Origin of the sequence: Micromonospora sp. WMMD967 (genome assembly GCF_029626165.1) — a bacterium.
In the GTDB taxonomy this organism is placed as follows: Bacteria; Actinomycetota; Actinomycetes; order Mycobacteriales; family Micromonosporaceae; genus Micromonospora; species Micromonospora taraxaci.
Window position 1 is genome coordinate 2,655,631 of the sequence record NZ_JARUBK010000001.1, and the last position, 16,105, is coordinate 2,671,735.

Sequence of the window (16,105 nt, forward strand, 5' to 3'; positions counted from 1 at the left end):
CCGAAGGGGGACCGTTCAGGCTGGTCGACCGGGAAACGGGACGGTCAGCGGGGTCGACCCGGCCGTCTTGCGCCACCGGGTGGCGCGTACCGCGTACTCCACCAGGGCGGCGAGGGCCTGGTCCCGGTCGGCGCCGGTGGTCGACGCCAATGCCGCCCGCCAGTGCGCGGCTGTGCGTTCCTCCACCTCGGCGGCGAGTCGCAGGGCGCTCGCCCGGTCGGTGACGGGGAACGGCAGCGCGTAGCCGGCCCGGTCCGGCGGTACGACGCCGCCGGCGGTGGTGAGCTGCACCACCAGTGTGTCGCGCCGACGTCGATGCGCGGCCTCCGCCTGGTGTGCCGCCTCCCGTGCCGCGCCGGTGAGCCGGACACCGATCCGCCCGTAGGCGTAGATGGCCGCGTACTCGGCGGACAGGGCGGAGGCGAGAGCCTCCCCGGCGGACGGCTGCCTCACTTCAGTGCCTCCTGGTGGGTGGCGCGGGCGGCGACGATCGACCCGAGCAGCGCGGCCCGCTCGGCGGGCGCTGCGGCGCAGGCGGTGGATGCTGACTGTTGGGCGGTCTTTTCCAGCGCGCGCAGTGCGGCGAGCGCGCCGGCCGGGTCGGCTGCCGGAGCGGTGGTGGGGGTGGTGGCCGCCGCCGAGGGCAGGGCGACGCCGATCACCCGGGCCAGCTCGGTGGCATGCGCGGTGTGCGCCTCGCCGATCGGGCCGAGGCGGCCGGCCAGGTCGGGGTGCGCGGCGGCGCTGCTCCGGTACGCCTCGGCCAGCGCGAGCGCCTCGTCCACCATCGGCCGCAGCGGGTCGGGCGGCGGTGCCGGCTTGTCGTCACGGTCGAAAAGATCACAGCCGGTCAGCGGTGCGGCGGCACCGCCGAGCACCAGCAGTGCCCCGCCACGCAGGAGCTTTCGCCGGGAATGCCCGGATGCCTGGTCGCGCTGTGTCGTTCTGCCGATCCCCACCGGGCAAGTCAACACCATGGGGGCCGGTCCAGGGGTCATCGGCGTCGGTGCGCCGCTCGGCCCGCCGCCGGGCAGGCGCGTTACGCTCTGCGCAGCCACCGGCGTGTCCGCTCCGGTGGCGTGCCGGCATGGCGGGAAGACCCACCACCGTCGACCAGGGAAAGGGTGCGGAGATGACGCAGCGTGGCCGTGCCACCAGGCCGACCGGTCGGCCCCGCGTTGCCGCGGGTCCCCGCGGTGGTGACCTCGCCGGGCGACGTGCCCGGTTGCGAGCCGTGATCGAGCCCGTCGTCAACGACGCCGGCTACGACCTGGAGGACCTGTCGGTCTCCCGGGCCGGTCGTCGGCACGTGGTGCGGGTGATGGTGGACGCCGACGGCGGGATCGACCTGGACGCCGTCGCGGACGTCTCCCGGGCGGTCTCGGCCGCGCTGGACGCCGCGGAGGAGACCGGTGGCGACATCGTGGCCGGGGAATACCAGCTCGAGGTCAGTTCGCCGGGCGTCGACCGGCCGCTCACCCTGCCCCGGCACTGGCGGCGCAACGTGAGTCGACTCGTCAAGGTCACCGTTCGGGGCGCGACCGCGCTGCCCGGCCAGCGCGGCGAGCAGGCCGCCGGCGACCGCCAGCTGACCGGCCGGGTGGTCGCGGCCGACGACGAGGGCGTGCAGCTGGAGACTGAGGACGGCCGGACGTCCTGGGCGTACGACCAGCTGGGCCCGGGTCGCGTGCAGGTCGAGTTCACCCGCCTGGCCGAGCTCGGCGAGCCGGACGACGAGTTCGACGACGCGGACGATTCAGACGAGTTCGACGATTCAGACGACATCGACGACGAAGATGATGTGGAGGACGAGGAGAGGTGAACATCGACCTCGCGGCGCTGCGCGCACTCGAGCGCGAGCGGGAGATCCCGTTCGACACGATTCTCGCGGCGATCGAGACCGCGTTGCTGACCGCCTACCGGCACACCGACGGTGCCGAGCCGCACGCCCGGGTGGAGATCGACCGCAAGTCCGGCGCAGCCCTGGTGTACGCGCAGGAGATGGACTCCGACGGCAGCCTGGTGCGGGAGTGGGACGACACCCCGCACGACTTCGGCCGAATCGCCGCCATGACCGCCAAGCAGGTGATCCTCCAGCGTCTGCGGGAGGCCACCGACGAGGTGCACTTCGGCGAGTACGTCGGCCGCGAGGGTGACCTGGTCACCGGCGTGGTGCAGGCGCACGAGACGCGTACCGAGAAGGGCATCGTCAGCGTCGACCTGGGCAAGCTGGAGGGCGTGCTGCCGCAGTCCGAGCAGGTGCCCGGCGAGCGGTACGCCCACGGTGAGCGGGTCCGCTGCGTCGTGGTGCACGTGGCCAAGGGCATGCGCGGGCCGCAGATCACCCTGTCCCGGTCGCACCCGGCGCTGGTCAAGAAGTTGTTCGCGCTGGAGGTCCCGGAGATCGCCGACGGCACTGTCGAGATCGGCGCGATCGCCCGTGAGGCAGGTCACCGTACGAAGATCGCGGTGCGCTCCACGACCCCCGGCGTCAACGCCAAGGGTGCCTGCATCGGGCCGATGGGCCAGCGGGTGCGCGCCGTGATGAGCGAGTTGCACGGCGAGAAGATCGACATTATTGACTGGTCGGACGACCCCGCCACCTTCGTCGGTAACGCGTTGTCGCCGGCCAAGGCGCTGCGGGTCGAGGTGGTCGACCTGGCTGGTCGGGCCGCCCGGGTGACAGTTCCCGACTTCCAGCTTTCGCTCGCCATCGGCCGGGAGGGGCAGAATGCCCGACTCGCGGCCCGTCTGACCGGTTGGCGGATCGACATCCGCTCCGATGCGGAGCAGAGCGCCCCGGCCGCGCGTGCGGGAGCTGATCACGTGCGGGAGCCGGGCGGAGCGATCTCCGGCGGCTAGGGGTAGACTTCTTCCAGTGGTACGACGCGCGCAGCCGGAGCGCACCTGTGTGGGTTGCCGGCAACGTGCGCCGGCCAGCGAATTGCTGCGGATAGTCGCGGTCAGGGACGAGGCTGGTCACAGCCTCCGGCCTGACCCGCTTCGCAGGCTGCCGGGTCGGGGAGCGAACATGCACCCGGATCCGGCCTGCTTCGCGCTGGCGGTGCGGCGCCGCGCCTTCGGGCGTGCGCTGCGCATCACCGAGGTCCTCGACCACGGTGTGCTGGCGGAGCACGTCGATGCGCCAACCACTACGTCCGGTCAGCCCGACCGGGCGAGGGTCGCTAGCAGGGTAGGACGACCGACATGAGCACACGATGAAGTCCCTGAAATGACCAGGCTTCAAGTGCACGAGTGAGGTCGCTGCGGGTGCTGCCCGCACGACCTCGGAGTGAGGAGTGCAGTGGCAGGCAAGGCCCGCGTACACGAGCTTGCAAAAGAGCTCGGGGTCGAGAGTAAGACCGTTCTCGCCAAGCTGAAGGAAATGGGCGAGTTCGTGAAGTCCGCGTCGAGCACCGTCGAGGCGCCCGTCGCCCGGCGGCTGCGTAACGCATTCGTCGCGTCCGCCGGTGCGCCGGCAGCGGCTGCCCCGTCGGCGCCCGCGTCGACGCCGGCTTCCAACCCGACCCCGACGACGTCCCCGACCCCGGGCGCGCCCCGGGTCTCGGCCAAGCCGATGCCGCCTCGGCGGCCGGCCGCGCCGGTTCCCGGCCCGAAGCCGAAGGGTCCGGTGCCCGCAGCGCCGCAGCCCGCGGCTCCGGTCGCCAAGCCGGCGAGCGCCCACGACATCGAGGTGGCGGCCGCGGAGGCGCGTGCCGCCGCGCTGAAGGCTGAGCAGGAGGCCGCGGTCAAGGCCGCGCAGGCCGCCCGCCAGCAGCAGCGGGAGAACCCCGTTCGCCGGGAGCCCCCGGCAGACGGCGGCAACCGTCCCGGCCCTCGGCCGGGTCCGGCCGCGATGCCGCCCCGTCCCGGTTCGCCGGCAGCTCGCCCGAGCGCGCCTGCTCCGGGTCCGGGTGCCCGACCGGGCGGTCGCCCGCCGGCGCGCGGCGCCGGTAACAACCCGTTCGGCATCCAGGGCGGCCAGCAGCAGCGGCCCCCGGCCGCTGGTGCGGGTGGTCCCCGGCCCAACACCCCGGCGGGTATGCCGCCGCGGCCGAGCCCGAACTCGATGCCGCCGCGGCCCAGCCCGGCGTCCATGCCGAGTCAGCGTCCGGCCGCCGGTCGTCCCGGTCCCGGTGGCGCTGGTCGTCCCGGTGGCGGCGCTGGTCGTCCCGGTGGCGGTGGCGGTGGTTTCCGTGGCGGTCCCGGCGGTGGCGCCGGTGGCGGTGGCGGTTACCGCGGCGGCCCCGGTGGCGGCGCGGGTGCCGGCGGTGGCGGTGGCTACCGTGGCGGTCCCGGTGGCGGTGGCGGTGCTCCCGGTGGCGGTTTCCGTCCGGGTGGTCCGGCCGGTGGCGGCGGTCGTCCGGGTGCGGGCGGTCGTGGCCGTGGCGGCGGCGCCGCGGGTGCCTTCGGGCGTCCGGGTGGTCGGCCGACGCGCGGTCGCAAGTCCAAGAAGCAGCGCAGACAGGAGTTCGACAACCTGTCGGCTCCGACCATGAGCTCGGGTGCTCCCCGGGGTCAGGGTCAGGTCGTCCGGCTGTCCCGCGGCGCCTCGCTGTCCGACTTCGCGGACAAGATCAACGCCAACCCTGGTTCGCTGGTCCAGGAGATGTTCAACCTGGGCGAGATGGTCACCGCGACCCAGTCCTGCTCTGACGACACCCTGCAGCTGCTGGGTGAGCACCTGGGCTTCGACATCCAGATCGTCAGCCCGGAGGACGAGGACCGCGAGCTGCTCGCGCAGTTCAACATCGACCTCGACGCGGAGGTGGCCGAGGAGCGTCTGGTCAGCCGTGCGCCGGTGGTGACCGTCATGGGTCACGTCGACCACGGTAAGACCAAGCTGCTCGACGCGATCCGCAAGGCGAACGTCGTGGCCGGTGAGGCGGGTGGCATCACCCAGCACATCGGTGCGTACCAGGTGCACGTTCCGCACGAGGGTGTGGACCGCGCGGTGACCTTCATCGACACCCCGGGTCACGAGGCGTTCACCGCCATGCGTGCCCGTGGTGCCCAGGTGACGGACATCGTGATCCTGGTCGTCGCGGCCGACGACGGCGTGATGCCGCAGACCATCGAGGCGTTGAACCACGCCAAGGCGGCCGACGTGCCGATCGTGGTCGCGGTCAACAAGGTCGACAAGCCGGATGCCAACCCGGACAAGGTCCGCCAGCAGTTGACCGAGTACGGCCTGGTCGCCGAGGAGTACGGCGGCGAGACCATGTTCGTCAACGTGGCGGCCAAGCCGGGCATCGGCATCGAGGAGCTGCTCGAGGCCGTCCTGCTGACCGCCGACGCGTCGCTGGAGCTGACCGCTCCGATCGACGGGCCGGCGCAGGGTGTGGCCATCGAGGCGCACCTGGACAAGGGCCGCGGTGCGGTGGCTACGGTGCTGGTGCAGAAGGGCACCCTGCGGGCGGGCGACTCGATCGTCGCCGGTGGGGCGCACGGCCGGGTCCGGGCCATGCTCGACGAGAACGGCAACCAGCTCTCCGAGGCTGGGCCGGCGCGTCCGGTCATGGTTCTGGGTCTGACCGCGCCGCCCGGCGCGGGCGACACCTTCCTCGCGGCGGCGGACGACCGCACCGTGCGGCAGATCGCCGAGCAGCGGCAGGCGCGGCGGCGGGCGGCGGCATTCGCCAACTCCCGTGGTCGGGCCACCCTCGAGACGCTCATGGAGCAGCTCAAGGAGGGCGAGAAGACCTCGCTCAACCTCATCCTCAAGGGCGATGTCTCCGGTTCGGTGGAGGCCCTGGAGGACGCGCTGTTCAACCTCGACATCCCCGAGGAGGTCCAGCTCAAGGTCCTCGACCGGGGCGTCGGCGCGATCACCGAGAGCAACGTCATGCTCGCGAGCGCGTCGTCCGAGCCGGTCACGATCATCGGCTTCAACGTGCGGGCCTCCAACAAGGTCCGTGAGATGGCCGACCGCGAGGGCGTGGAGATCCGGTACTACACCGTCATCTACCAGGCCATCGAGGAGATCGAGGCAGCGCTCAAGGGCCTGCTCAAGCCGGAGTACGAGGAGGCCGAGCTGGGCACCGCGGAGATCCGCGACGTCTTCCGCTCGTCCAAGATCGGCAACATCTCCGGTTGCATCGTCCGGTCGGGCATCATCCGGCGCAACGCGAAGGCTCGGCTGCTTCGGGACGGGACGGTCGTGGCGGACAACCTCACGATCACCTCACTGAAGCGGTTCAAGGACGACGCCACCGAGGTCCGCGAGGGCTTCGAGTGTGGTCTGACCCTGGGTGGTTACAACAACGTCCAGGTCGGCGACGTCATCGAGACCTTCGAGATGCGGGAGAAGGTTCGCGCCTGATCCGGCAGTGACACGCTGATCAAGGGGTTTACGCCGCAAGGCGTAAACCCCTTGATCATGCGGGGCGGGTTGGCGGTATCGTCCGGGGCGATGTTCACCGGAACCGCGGTCTTCGACCTGCTGCTGCCGGGCGACTCCCGGTCGCTCAAAGCCAAGAGATCATATGTACGGCCGATCGTGGCGGCGCTGCGCCGCTTCGAGGTGTCGGCCGCCGAGGTGGGAGCGCTCGACCTGCACGGTCGGGCGCAGATTGCGGTGGCCGTGGTGGCCGCCGAGACAGGGCACGTCCGCGAGGTGCTCGACTCCTGTGAGCGCCTGGTGGCCGGCCGTCCCGAGGTCGAGCTGTTGTCGGTTCGACGCCGGCTGTTCGGCGTGGACGACGACTGACCACGGTGCCGGCTGTGCCGGGCGACCGGTGCGGCCGCGAAGGTAGTGTTCGAGATGTTGGCCGGTCGGCCGGCGGCCTGCGGGTCGCCGGGTCGACCGGGAGCAGGACGCCGTGGAGGTGGCGAGATGTCTGATCCGGCCAAGGTACGCCGGCACGCCGAGCGGGTGCGTGAGCTGGTCGCGTCGGTGGTGCGGAGCCAGATCAAGGACCCGCGGCTCGGGATGATCACCATCACCGACGCCCGGATCACCGCGGACCTGCGCGACGCGACGGTCTTCTACACGGTGCTCGGCGACTCGGTGGCCCAGGCGGACACCGCCGCCGCCCTGGAGAGCGCCAAGGGGATGCTGCGCAGCACTGTCGGCAAGGCCCTCGGGCTTCGGCACTCGCCGACCCTGGCGTTCGTCCTCGACGACGTGCAGGACCAGGTCAAGCACATCGACGACCTGCTCGCCGCCGCCCGTAACGCCGACGCCGAGGTGCAGCGGCTCGCCGCCCAGGCGAAGTACGCGGGAGAGGCCCAGCCCTACCGGGTGGACGACGAGGACGACGAGACGGACGAGGCCGACGAGGCCACCGACGTCAAGGAGACCCCGCGGGGTGGGGAAACGCGGTGACCAGCGCCACCAGCGCCCCGCTGGCCGGGGCCGCCGGGGTTGTCCCCACCGAGGCGGACTGGGCTGCGGCCGAGGCGCTGCTGCGGGATCTCCCGGTGGGCGCCCGGGTGCTGTTGATCTGTCACGTCAACCCGGACGGCGATGCCCTGGGCAGCATGCTCGGCTTCGCTCTGGGCCTGCGGCAGCTCGGCGTACGCGAGGTGCAGGCGACCTTCCCCGGGCCGCCGGAGGTGCCGGAGCCGTTGCACGGGCTGCCCGGGCTGGAGCTGCTGGTCCCGCCCGACACGGCGGACCCGGCACCCGATCTGGTGATCTGTTTCGACGCGGCGAGCGAGTCGCGCCTCGGCGAGTTGGCCGGGCGTCTGTCGTCGGCGGGTGCGGCGTTGGTGCTCGACCACCATGCCTCGAACCCGGGCTTCGGCACCGTCAACCTTGTCGATCCGGGAGCAGCGGCGACGTCGGTGGTGGCCGAGCGGTTGCTGGCCCGGCTCGGGGTCGTGGTCGATCGGGAGATCGCCGAATGCTTCTACGTGGCACTGACCACTGACACCGGTTCGTTCCGGTTCGCGGCGACCACCCCGGCGGTGCACGAGATGGCCGCCCGGTTGCTGGCCACCGGCATCTCGCCGGGCGACATCTCGCGGCGGGTGTTCGACACCCGGCCCTTCGGCGCGGTCCGTCTCTTCGGTGAGGTGCTCGGTCGGGCCCAGTTGGAGCCGACCGCCGCAGCTGGCCGAGGGTTCGTTTGGACCTACGCGACCCTGGACGACCTGGCCCGCCACGACCAGCGGCCGTACGTGCTGGAGGCGTTGATCGACTCGGTGCGCTGCACCGCCGAGGCGGACGTGGGCTGTGTGTTGAAGCAGACCACGTCGGGCGAGTGGGCGGTGTCGATGCGCAGCAAGGGCGCTGTGGACGTCAGCCGGGTCGCGGTCGCGCTGGGCGGTGGTGGTCACACGTTCGCGGCCGGTTTCACCGGCCGGGGCACCGTCGAGCAGGTGGTCGAGTCGATCCGTGACCAACTGGACGGGGCGCTGGTCCAGCCCACGAGCTGACGCGACGCTCACCATCATCGATCCGCCATCTCGAAGATCAGGGTTAGCTCCGGGGAGTGTCGGTCTTCCCGCGCTCCGTGAGACCGGGAAGAATTGCGGGATGGAGCAGCCGCACGACCTCACCGTGGAGGCCCCCCGCGCCTGGGACCGGCCCGCCGTCTCCGTTCCCGTCCTGGTCTGCCTGTCGCTGGTCGGTGGTCGGTTCGCCTCCTTCTCCACCGAGGCGAATTTGTTCACCCTCGGCACCGGCGGGGTGCTGATCTGGCTCGGTCTGAGCAACCGCGTGCCCCGGCGACCGGCACCGCGCCGCCTGGGCGCGGGAGCCGTCTGGTGGGCGGTGCCGGTGGTGGTCTTCGGCGTCTTCGAGGGTGCGACCTTCGTGCTGGCCGCCGGTGACGACTTTCCCACCTTCTCCCGGCTCGCCGACCCTCTCCTGGAAGATCAGCTGACCCGTTCGGCGGCCTGGTTCGCCTGGCTGGCGGCCTTCTGGGGGTTGGTGCGGCGATGATGCGGGCGCTTGCGATCGGCGGCTTCCTGGCCGCGCTGGTGCTCTTCGCCGTGGTCGAGTGGATGGCCCGGCGGGAGGGCTCCCGGATCCCCACCCTGGGCGAGGTCTGCGCGTACGTGATGCGCTACGAGGTCGGTCTGGTGCCGGTGGGCCGGATCGGTCTGTTCGGGTTCTGGTGGTGGCTGGGATGGCACTTCCTGGCCCGTTGAGCCGGGTTGCCGACCGTCCAGATGGCGGGAACCGTGAGCAGCATGTGGACCTGAACGATAACTTGGGAGAGGGCCGGCGCCGCGTGGCGGTGCAGGTCATGGGTGGTGGTGCCACACCTCGTGCCGCCTCCCTCCAGGGTCGGACCGACCCGGGCTCACGCTGCCCAGGCGGCTGCTCCGGTAACCCCGGACCGCCGTGGGGCGCTCAGCAGGACCGCCCGCGAGGGCCACCGTGTGTCGGTGGCTCGCTCCCTGGAAGGACCACCACCATGCCGAACAAGCCCAAGCCCGAGACCACCACCGACGACGCCCGTGAGCAGGCTCGCCGCGCGCTGCAGACGTCGATGGACACCCGCCAGTGACCCGACCGGGCCGGCGCTGACCCCGCTGGTCGTGCGGTCGGAGCGGGTCGGACGCTCCCTGGTGCGCCTGTGGAGCTGAATCGTCTGCGGCATCACGCCCGGGGCCTGTTCCGGGTTTCCCGGCCGGTGTGATTCGTCTACGGCATCAGCTCCAAAGCCTCTGACCAGAGAGGCCGACACCCCGACTGCCTGCCCGCAGGTTCCGCACGGGGGAGTGCCACGACCCTGGCCGCCACCCGTTGGGGGAGCCTGCCGGCGAGGTAAGCAGTCGGTGGGATTGCGATCCTTACCAGGGTCGTGCCAGGATCGGCGGCGATGAGCCAGACCGTCACCACCGACCGATCCGTCTCACCGCGCCGGATCGCCAGCCTCGCCCTGCCGGCCCTCGTGGTGCTCGCCGCCGAGCCGCTCTACGTGCTTGTCGACACGGCGGTGGTCGGTCACCTCGGCCGGGTGCCGCTCGCCGCGCTCGCCGTCGGCGGCACGGTGATGACGCTCACCGCCTGGGTCGGCACCGTTGTCGCGTACGGCACCACCGGGCGTGCGGCCCGCCGCTTCGGCGCGGGAGACCGGGCCGCCGCGGTGGCCGAGGGCGTCCAGTCGTCCTGGTTGGCGTTCGCTGTCGGTCTGCTGATCGCGATCGGCATGCAGTTCGGCGGAGGCGCGTTGGCGCGTACCCTCGCCGGTGGTGGTGGCGACGTGGCCGACGCCGCCGCGCACTGGCTGCGCATCGCGGCCCTCGGCGCCCCCGGCCTGCTTCTCGCCGCGGCCGGCAACGGCTGGCTACGCGGCGTGCAGGACACCCGCCGCCCGCTGTACTTCGTGCTCGGCCCCAACCTGCTCTCCGCGCTGCTCTGCCCGCTGCTGGTCTACCCCGGCGGGCTGGGCCTGGTCGGCTCGGCGGTGGCCAACGTCGTGGCGCAGACCCTCTGCGGTGCGCTCTTCGCCGCCGCGCTGGTCGCCGAACGGGTGTCGCTGCGACCTCGGCCCCACGTGATCCGCCAGCAGTTGGTGCTCAGCCGGGACCTGCTGATCCGAGGGCTGGCGTTCCAGGCGAGCTTCCTCTCCGCGACCGCCGTCGCCGCCCGCTTCGGCGCCGCCGCCGTCGGCGCCCACCAGATCGCCCTGCAACTCTGGTTCTTCACCGCGCTGGTGCTCGACGCCCTTGCCATCGCCGCGCAGTCGCTGGTGGGTGCCGCGCTCGGTGCCGGCGACGACGCGGGCGCGCGGGCGCTCGCCCGCCGGATCGGGCTGCTCGGCGGAATCTGCGGCGTCGGCTTCGCGCTGTTCGTCGCCGCCGGCGCCGGCGTGGTGCCGACGTGGTTCAGCTCCGACCCGGGGGTACGCGAGCAGGCCATGGTCGCGTGGCCGTGGTTCGTCGTGATGCTGCCGCTGGCCGGTGTGGTGTTCGCCCTCGACGGCGTGCTGATCGGCGCGGGAGACGTGCGTTACCTGCGCAACCTCACCATCGTGGCGGCGCTCGGTGGCTTCCTGCCCGCCATCTGGCTGGCGTACGCCCTCGACCTCGGGCTGGGCGGCATCTGGGCCGGGCTCACACTGTTCGTGGTGATCCGGCTGGTCGCCCTGCTGCTGCGCCTGCGCAACGGCAACTGGGCGGTGGTCGGCGCGGTCCGCTGAGCACCCCCGCCGGTCGTCCGGCTCACGCGGGGCCTGCCCACGCATTCTCCGACAGCGGTCATCTGGCAGGCTTGGCCGACGTGAGCACCGATGGTCTGATCGTGGTCGACAAGCCCGGCGGCATGACGTCGCACGACGTGGTGGCGCGGATCCGCCGGCTGGCCAGGACCCGACGCGTCGGCCACGGCGGCACCCTCGACCCGATGGCCACCGGTGTGCTGGTGATCGGTGTGGGCCGGGCCACCCGCCTGCTGACCTACGTGATCGGCGCGGGCAAGAGCTATACCGGCACCATCCGGCTCGGCCAGGCCACCGTCACCGACGACGCCGAGGGCGACGTGATCGCCAGCACGCCGGCCGGTCATCTCACCGACGACGCGATCCGCTCGGCGTTGGCCCCGCTGCGCGGTGAGGTCGACCAGGTGCCGAGCGCGGTCAGCGCCATCAAGATCAACGGTCAGCGCGCGTACAAGCGGGTTCGCGAGGGGGAGAGCGTCGAACTGCCGTCGCGGCGGGTCACCATCTCCCGCCTGGAGGTGCTGGCGATCCGCCGTACCGAACCGGACCTGGTGGACGTGGACGTGGACGTCACCTGCTCCTCCGGCACGTACATCCGGGCCATCGCCCGGGACGCGGGCCTCGCGCTCGGTGTCGGCGGGCACCTGACCGCGCTGCGCCGGACTGCGGTGGGGGGTTTCACCGTCGCCGAGGCGGCCACCCTCGACGACCTGGAGCAGCGCGCCCCGGAGGTGGTGAACCTGCCGCTGGACGCGGCAGCCGACCGCTTCTTCGCGCGTCGGGAGGCCACGCCCGAGGAGGCTCGGGTGCTCGCCCACGGTGGGCCGCTGGACCCGACCGGCCGCACCGGGCCGTACGCCGTCTTCGGACCCGCCGGCGGTCTGATCGCTATCGTCAGCGAGCGGGACGGGCGGGCCCGCGCGGAGATCGTGCTCGCCCCGGCCTGAGGCCGGGCGACAGGGGAGGAACGGCATGCAGCGGTGGCGGGGGTACGACGCGGCGCCCGGCGGGTGGGGACGCTCGGTCGTCACCATCGGGGTCTTCGACGGCGTGCACAAGGGGCACCAGGCGACAATCGGGCACACCGTGGCCCGAGCCCGGGAGTTGGGCGTGCAGTCGGTGGTGGTGACCTTCGACCCGCATCCGGCCGAGGTGGTCCGGCCCGGCTCGCACCCGGCGGTGCTCACCGAACCGGCCCGCAAGGCCGAGTTGATCGAGGCACTCGGCGTGGACGTGCTCTGCGTGGTGCCGTTTACGCCGGAGTTCTCCCGGCTGCCGGCTGAACAGTTCGTGCACGATGTCCTGGTCGAGCACCTGCACGCGGCGTTGGTGGTGGTCGGCGCCAACTTCCGCTTCGGGCACCGGGCGGCCGGCGACGTGGCGCTGCTGGAGCAGTTGGGCCGTACCTTCGGCTTCGGCGTGGAGGGCGGCCCGCTGGTCGCCGAGGACGGCACCGTCTTCTCCTCCACGTACATCCGCTCCTGCGTCGACGCGGGTGACGTGGGCGCGGCCGCCGCCGCGCTGGGCCGCCCCCATCGCCTGGAAGGCGTGGTGGTCCGCGGCGACCAGCGGGGTCGGGAGCTGGGCTTCCCCACCGCCAACCTGCTCTGCCACCGGTACGCGGCGGTGCCCGCCGACGGGGTGTACGCGGCCCGACTGATCCGCCGCGGGCAACGCGAGGCCCTGATGGCGGCGGTGTCCGTGGGCACCAACCCGACCTTCTCCGGCCGGGAGCGGCGGGTCGAGGCGTACGCGCTCGACTTCTCCGGTGACCTGTACGGCGAGCGCCTGGCCCTGGACTTCGTGGCGCACCTGCGCGGCCAGGTCCGGTACGACTCGATCGAGCCGCTGATCGCCCAGATGGAGCAGGACGTCACCCGTACCCGGCACGCTCTGGCCTGATCGGCGGGCCCGGCGGCGGCCCTTGGCCGGGTGTTACCGGCGAGTGCTGGTAGTCTTGCCGGGACGTCGGGTGACCGGCGTGGGGCCTCGCGTGCCTGCTCGACGCCGCGGGTGCGAGGTACCGGTCCGTTCCCGGTCCATCGGGACGACGGACGACCTACTTGATCAACCCATCGAAACAGGGAGAACATGGCGCTCGACCAGGAAGCCAAGGCCAGCATCCGCGCGGAGTACGCGACCGCCGAGGGCGACACCGGTTCGCCGGAGGTCCAGGTCGCGGTCCTCACCAAGCGGATCGCCGAGCTGACCGAGCACCTGAAGGTGCACAAGCACGACCACCACAGCCGCCGTGGGCTGCTGCTGCTGGTCGGCCGTCGCCGTCGGCTGCTCAACTACGTCCAGAAGAAGGACATTGCCCGCTACCGGTCGCTCATCGAGCGGCTCGGCCTGCGCCGGTGACGTGACGGGGGAGTGACCGACCGGTCGCTCCCCCGTACCGCGTCCCCACCAGAAGAACCATGGGCCGCGCGACCACCCGAGAGGGAGCCGGTCAGCGTACCGGTCTCCGGTAGTGGCCCCCGGGAACCCCGGCATGATGCCGGCCACCCCGGGCGCTTCGATCGAAGACCGGCCGGCTGAGCAGCTCCCCGATGTCGTGGGCCCACGACGCGAAGGAGCACGACAGCACATGACCGAGACCAAACTCGGCACCGAATCCCGCACCGCCGTGATCGACAACGGGTCCTTCGGCACCCGTGAGATCACCTTCTCCACCGGCCGGCTGGCTCGCCAGGCCGCCGGTTCCGTCATCGCCCAACTGGGCGAGACGGTCGTTCTCTCCGCCACGACCGCCGGTAAGCACCCGAAGGAGCAGTTCGACTTCTTCCCGCTGACCGTCGACGTCGAGGAGCGGATGTACGCCGCGGGCCGCATCCCCGGCTCGTTCTTCCGCCGCGAGGGTCGGCCCAGCGAGGACGCGATCCTCACCTGCCGCCTGATCGACCGGCCGCTGCGCCCGTCCTTCGTCAAGGGCCTGCGCAACGAGGTCCAGGTCGTCGAGACCGTCCTCGCGCTCGACCCGCAGCACCCGTACGACGTCGTGGCGATCAACGCCGCCTCGATGTCGACCAAGCTCTCCGGCCTCCCGTTCTCCGGCCCGATCGGTGCGACCCGCGTCGCCCACATCGACGGCCAGTGGGTCGCCTTCCCGACCCTGGAGGAGCTGGCCCGGGCCACCTTCGACATGGTCGTGGCCGGCCGCACCCTCGAGGACGGCGACGTCGCGATCATGATGGTGGAGGCCGAGGCCACGCCGAACGCCGTCGCCCTGATCTCGGCCGGTGCCACCGCCCCGACCGAGGAGATCGTCGCCAGCGGCCTGGAGGCCGCCAAGCCGGCGATCCGTGAGCTGTGCCGCGCGCAGAGCGAGCTGGCCGAGGTCGCCGCCAAGCCGGTCACCGAGTTCCCGGTGTTCCTGGACTACCAGGACGACGTGTACGACGCCGTCGCCGAGTTCGCCCGTGGCGACGTGGCCGAGGCGATCACCATCGCCGGCAAGGCCGACCGCGAGGAGGCCCTGGACCGGGTCAAGGCCCGGGTCGCCGAGGAGTTGGGCGCTCGGTTCGAGGGTCGGGAGAAGGAGCTGTCCGCCGCCTTCCGCTCGCTGACCAAGTCCGAGGTGCGCAACCGCGTGCTGCGCGAGCAGGTCCGCATGGACGGCCGTGGCCCGCGCGACATCCGGGCGCTGACCGCCGAGGTCGGCGTGCTGCCCCGGGTGCACGGTTCGGCGCTGTTCGAGCGGGGCGAGACCCAGATCCTGGGCGTCACCACGCTGAACATGCTCCGCATGGAGCAGATGGTGGACACCCTGTCCCCGGAGAACCGCAAGCGCTACATGCACAACTACAACTTCCCGCCGTACTCGACCGGTGAGACCGGCCGGGTCGGCTCGCCGAAGCGTCGCGAGATCGGCCACGGCGCTCTCGCCGAGCGCGCGCTGATCCCGGTGCTGCCGACGCGCGAGGAGTTCCCGTACGCCATCCGCCAGGTGTCCGAGGCCCTCGGCTCCAACGGTTCCACCTCGATGGGTTCGGTCTGCGCGTCGACGCTGGGCCTGCTCTCCGCGGGTGTCCCGCTGAAGGCGCCGGTCGCCGGCATCGCGATGGGTCTCATCTCCGACGAGGTCGACGGCAAGACCCAGTACGTGACGCTGACCGACATCCTCGGTGCCGAGGACGCGTTCGGTGACATGGACTTCAAGGTCGCCGGCACCCCGGAGTTCGTCACCGCTCTCCAGCTCGACACCAAGCTCAACGGCATCCCGTCGGACGTGCTGGCCGCCGCGCTGCAGCAGGCGAACGAGGCCCGGCAGGTCATCCTCGGTGTCATGAAGGCGGCGATCGAGGCTCCGGCCGAGATGTCGGACTACGCCCCGCGCGTCACCACCGTCAAGATCCCGGTGGACAAGATCGGCATGGTGATCGGCCCGAAGGGTCAGACCATCAACGCGATCCAGGACGAGACCGGCGCCGAGATCTCCATCGAGGACGACGGCACGATCTACGTCGGTGCCACCAACGGCCCGTCGGCCCAGGCGGCCGTCGACCGGATCAACGGGATCGCCAACCCGACGCTGCCGAAGCAGGGCGAGCGGTTCCTCGGCACGGTGGTCAAGACCGCCGCGTTCGGTGCGTTCATCTCGCTGCTGCCGGGCCGCGACGGCCTGCTGCACATCTCCAAGGTGGGCGACGGCAAGCGGGTCGAGCGCGTCGAGGACTTCCTCAACGTCGGCGACCGGGTCGAGGTCGAGATCGCGGACATCGACGCCCGCGGCAAGATCTACCTGGACAAGGTCCGTCCGGAGGGCGCCGAGGCGCCGGCCGCCGGTGAGGCTGCCGGTGGCGACCGCCCCGCTGGTCGTGACCGTGGCGACCGGGCTCCGCGTGACCGCGGTGACCGCGAGCGTGGCGGCGACCGGGGCGGGCGTGGCCCGGAGCGCGGCGGCGAGGGCGGCGGCGGCGAGGGTGGCGAGGGCGGCGAGCGTCCGCGCCGCCGGACCCGGCACAGCTGACCAGCAGCACCTGCGA

General features: G+C 72.0%; 16 protein-coding genes. 14 read left to right on the plus strand and 2 right to left on the minus strand.

All coding sequences use genetic code 11. The annotated features are described in order from the left end of the window. Positions 1-15: 15 nt before the first annotated feature. Entirely contained in the window at positions 16-453 is a 438-nt protein-coding gene (locus O7631_RS12480; protein WP_278144381.1) for a ferritin-like domain-containing protein, read from the minus strand. After that, on the minus strand, positions 450-977 hold the full coding sequence (locus O7631_RS12485) for a hypothetical protein (RefSeq protein ID WP_278144382.1): 528 nt from the start codon (positions 975-977) through the stop codon (positions 450-452). Before O7631_RS12485 ends, O7631_RS12480 begins: the two co-directional genes overlap by 4 nt. Before the next feature lie 155 nt (positions 978-1,132). On the opposite strand from O7631_RS12485, the gene rimP reads away from it, so the two are divergent. From rimP to O7631_RS12555, 14 genes are all read left to right on the plus strand, one after another. Continuing rightward, entirely contained in the window at positions 1,133-1,822 is a 690-nt protein-coding gene (gene rimP / locus O7631_RS12490) for a ribosome maturation factor RimP (protein ID WP_278147917.1), read from the plus strand. After that, the gene (nusA, locus tag O7631_RS12495; protein WP_145785012.1) at positions 1,819-2,862 is read left to right on the plus strand and encodes a transcription termination factor NusA; all 1,044 of its coding nucleotides are present in this window, start codon (positions 1,819-1,821) and stop codon (positions 2,860-2,862) included. The genes rimP and nusA overlap by 4 nt, the downstream gene beginning before the upstream one ends. Positions 2,863-2,878: 16 nt before the next feature. After that, positions 2,879-3,211 carry a YlxR family protein gene (locus tag O7631_RS12500; protein ID WP_238645889.1) on the plus strand — a complete coding sequence of 111 codons (333 nt, stop codon included), beginning with the start codon at positions 2,879-2,881 and terminating at the stop codon, positions 3,209-3,211. A gap of 93 nt (positions 3,212-3,304) precedes the next feature. After that, entirely contained in the window at positions 3,305-6,322 is a 3,018-nt protein-coding gene (gene infB / locus O7631_RS12505; protein WP_278144383.1) for a translation initiation factor IF-2, read from the plus strand. Positions 6,323-6,412: 90 nt separating this feature from the next. After that, complete coding sequence (locus O7631_RS12510) at positions 6,413-6,709, plus strand: DUF503 domain-containing protein (protein WP_278144384.1); 297 nt, start codon at positions 6,413-6,415, stop codon at positions 6,707-6,709. 126 nt (positions 6,710-6,835) lie between these two features. Next, positions 6,836-7,327 carry a 30S ribosome-binding factor RbfA gene (gene rbfA / locus O7631_RS12515; protein ID WP_278144385.1) on the plus strand — a complete coding sequence of 164 codons (492 nt, stop codon included), beginning with the start codon at positions 6,836-6,838 and terminating at the stop codon, positions 7,325-7,327. Beyond that, positions 7,324-8,382, plus strand: a complete 1,059-nt coding sequence (locus O7631_RS12520; protein ID WP_278144386.1) for a bifunctional oligoribonuclease/PAP phosphatase NrnA — start codon at positions 7,324-7,326, stop codon at positions 8,380-8,382. Before rbfA ends, O7631_RS12520 begins: the two co-directional genes overlap by 4 nt. Before the next feature lie 100 nt (positions 8,383-8,482). Then, positions 8,483-8,890 carry a hypothetical protein gene (locus tag O7631_RS12525; protein ID WP_269680575.1) on the plus strand — a complete coding sequence of 136 codons (408 nt, stop codon included), beginning with the start codon at positions 8,483-8,485 and terminating at the stop codon, positions 8,888-8,890. After that, positions 8,890-9,099 carry a DUF6186 family protein gene (locus O7631_RS12530; protein WP_208745211.1) on the plus strand — a complete coding sequence of 70 codons (210 nt, stop codon included), beginning with the start codon at positions 8,890-8,892 and terminating at the stop codon, positions 9,097-9,099. The genes O7631_RS12525 and O7631_RS12530 overlap by 1 nt, the downstream gene beginning before the upstream one ends. Positions 9,100-9,776: 677 nt before the next feature. After that, positions 9,777-11,099, plus strand: coding sequence for an MATE family efflux transporter (locus O7631_RS12535; protein WP_278144387.1), 1,323 nt, complete (start codon positions 9,777-9,779; stop codon positions 11,097-11,099). A gap of 62 nt (positions 11,100-11,161) precedes the next feature. Then, entirely contained in the window at positions 11,162-12,064 is a 903-nt protein-coding gene (truB, locus tag O7631_RS12540) for a tRNA pseudouridine(55) synthase TruB (protein WP_278147918.1), read from the plus strand. Between the two features lie 25 nt (positions 12,065-12,089). Continuing rightward, positions 12,090-13,019: a bifunctional riboflavin kinase/FAD synthetase gene (locus O7631_RS12545; RefSeq protein ID WP_278144388.1), complete on the plus strand. Its 930-nt coding sequence runs from the start codon at positions 12,090-12,092 to the stop codon at positions 13,017-13,019. 189 nt (positions 13,020-13,208) lie between these two features. Beyond that, positions 13,209-13,478, plus strand: a complete 270-nt coding sequence (gene rpsO / locus O7631_RS12550) for a 30S ribosomal protein S15 (protein WP_030337594.1) — start codon at positions 13,209-13,211, stop codon at positions 13,476-13,478. Positions 13,479-13,707: 229 nt separating this feature from the next. Next, entirely contained in the window at positions 13,708-16,089 is a 2,382-nt protein-coding gene (locus O7631_RS12555; RefSeq protein WP_278144389.1) for a polyribonucleotide nucleotidyltransferase, read from the plus strand. Positions 16,090-16,105 lie beyond the last annotated feature (16 nt).

What these genes read in the sequence shown, in the direction of transcription:
- O7631_RS12535 (WP_278144387.1), top strand. Translation starts at nt 9,777, where the DNA reads ATGAGCCAGACCGTCACCACCGACCGATCCGTCTCACCGCGCCGGATC.
- O7631_RS12545 (WP_278144388.1), top strand. Translation starts at nt 12,090, where the DNA reads ATGCAGCGGTGGCGGGGGTACGACGCGGCGCCCGGCGGGTGGGGACGC.
- O7631_RS12555 (WP_278144389.1), top strand. Translation starts at nt 13,708, where the DNA reads ATGACCGAGACCAAACTCGGCACCGAATCCCGCACCGCCGTGATCGAC.
- rbfA (WP_278144385.1), top strand. Translation starts at nt 6,836, where the DNA reads ATGTCTGATCCGGCCAAGGTACGCCGGCACGCCGAGCGGGTGCGTGAG.
- O7631_RS12530 (WP_208745211.1), top strand. Translation starts at nt 8,890, where the DNA reads ATGCGGGCGCTTGCGATCGGCGGCTTCCTGGCCGCGCTGGTGCTCTTC.
- O7631_RS12510 (WP_278144384.1), top strand. Translation starts at nt 6,413, where the DNA reads ATGTTCACCGGAACCGCGGTCTTCGACCTGCTGCTGCCGGGCGACTCC.
- O7631_RS12525 (WP_269680575.1), top strand. Translation starts at nt 8,483, where the DNA reads ATGGAGCAGCCGCACGACCTCACCGTGGAGGCCCCCCGCGCCTGGGAC.
- rpsO (WP_030337594.1), top strand. Translation starts at nt 13,209, where the DNA reads ATGGCGCTCGACCAGGAAGCCAAGGCCAGCATCCGCGCGGAGTACGCG.
- rimP (WP_278147917.1), top strand. Translation starts at nt 1,133, where the DNA reads ATGACGCAGCGTGGCCGTGCCACCAGGCCGACCGGTCGGCCCCGCGTT.
- O7631_RS12485 (WP_278144382.1), bottom strand. Translation starts at nt 977, where the DNA reads ATGGTGTTGACTTGCCCGGTGGGGATCGGCAGAACGACACAGCGCGAC.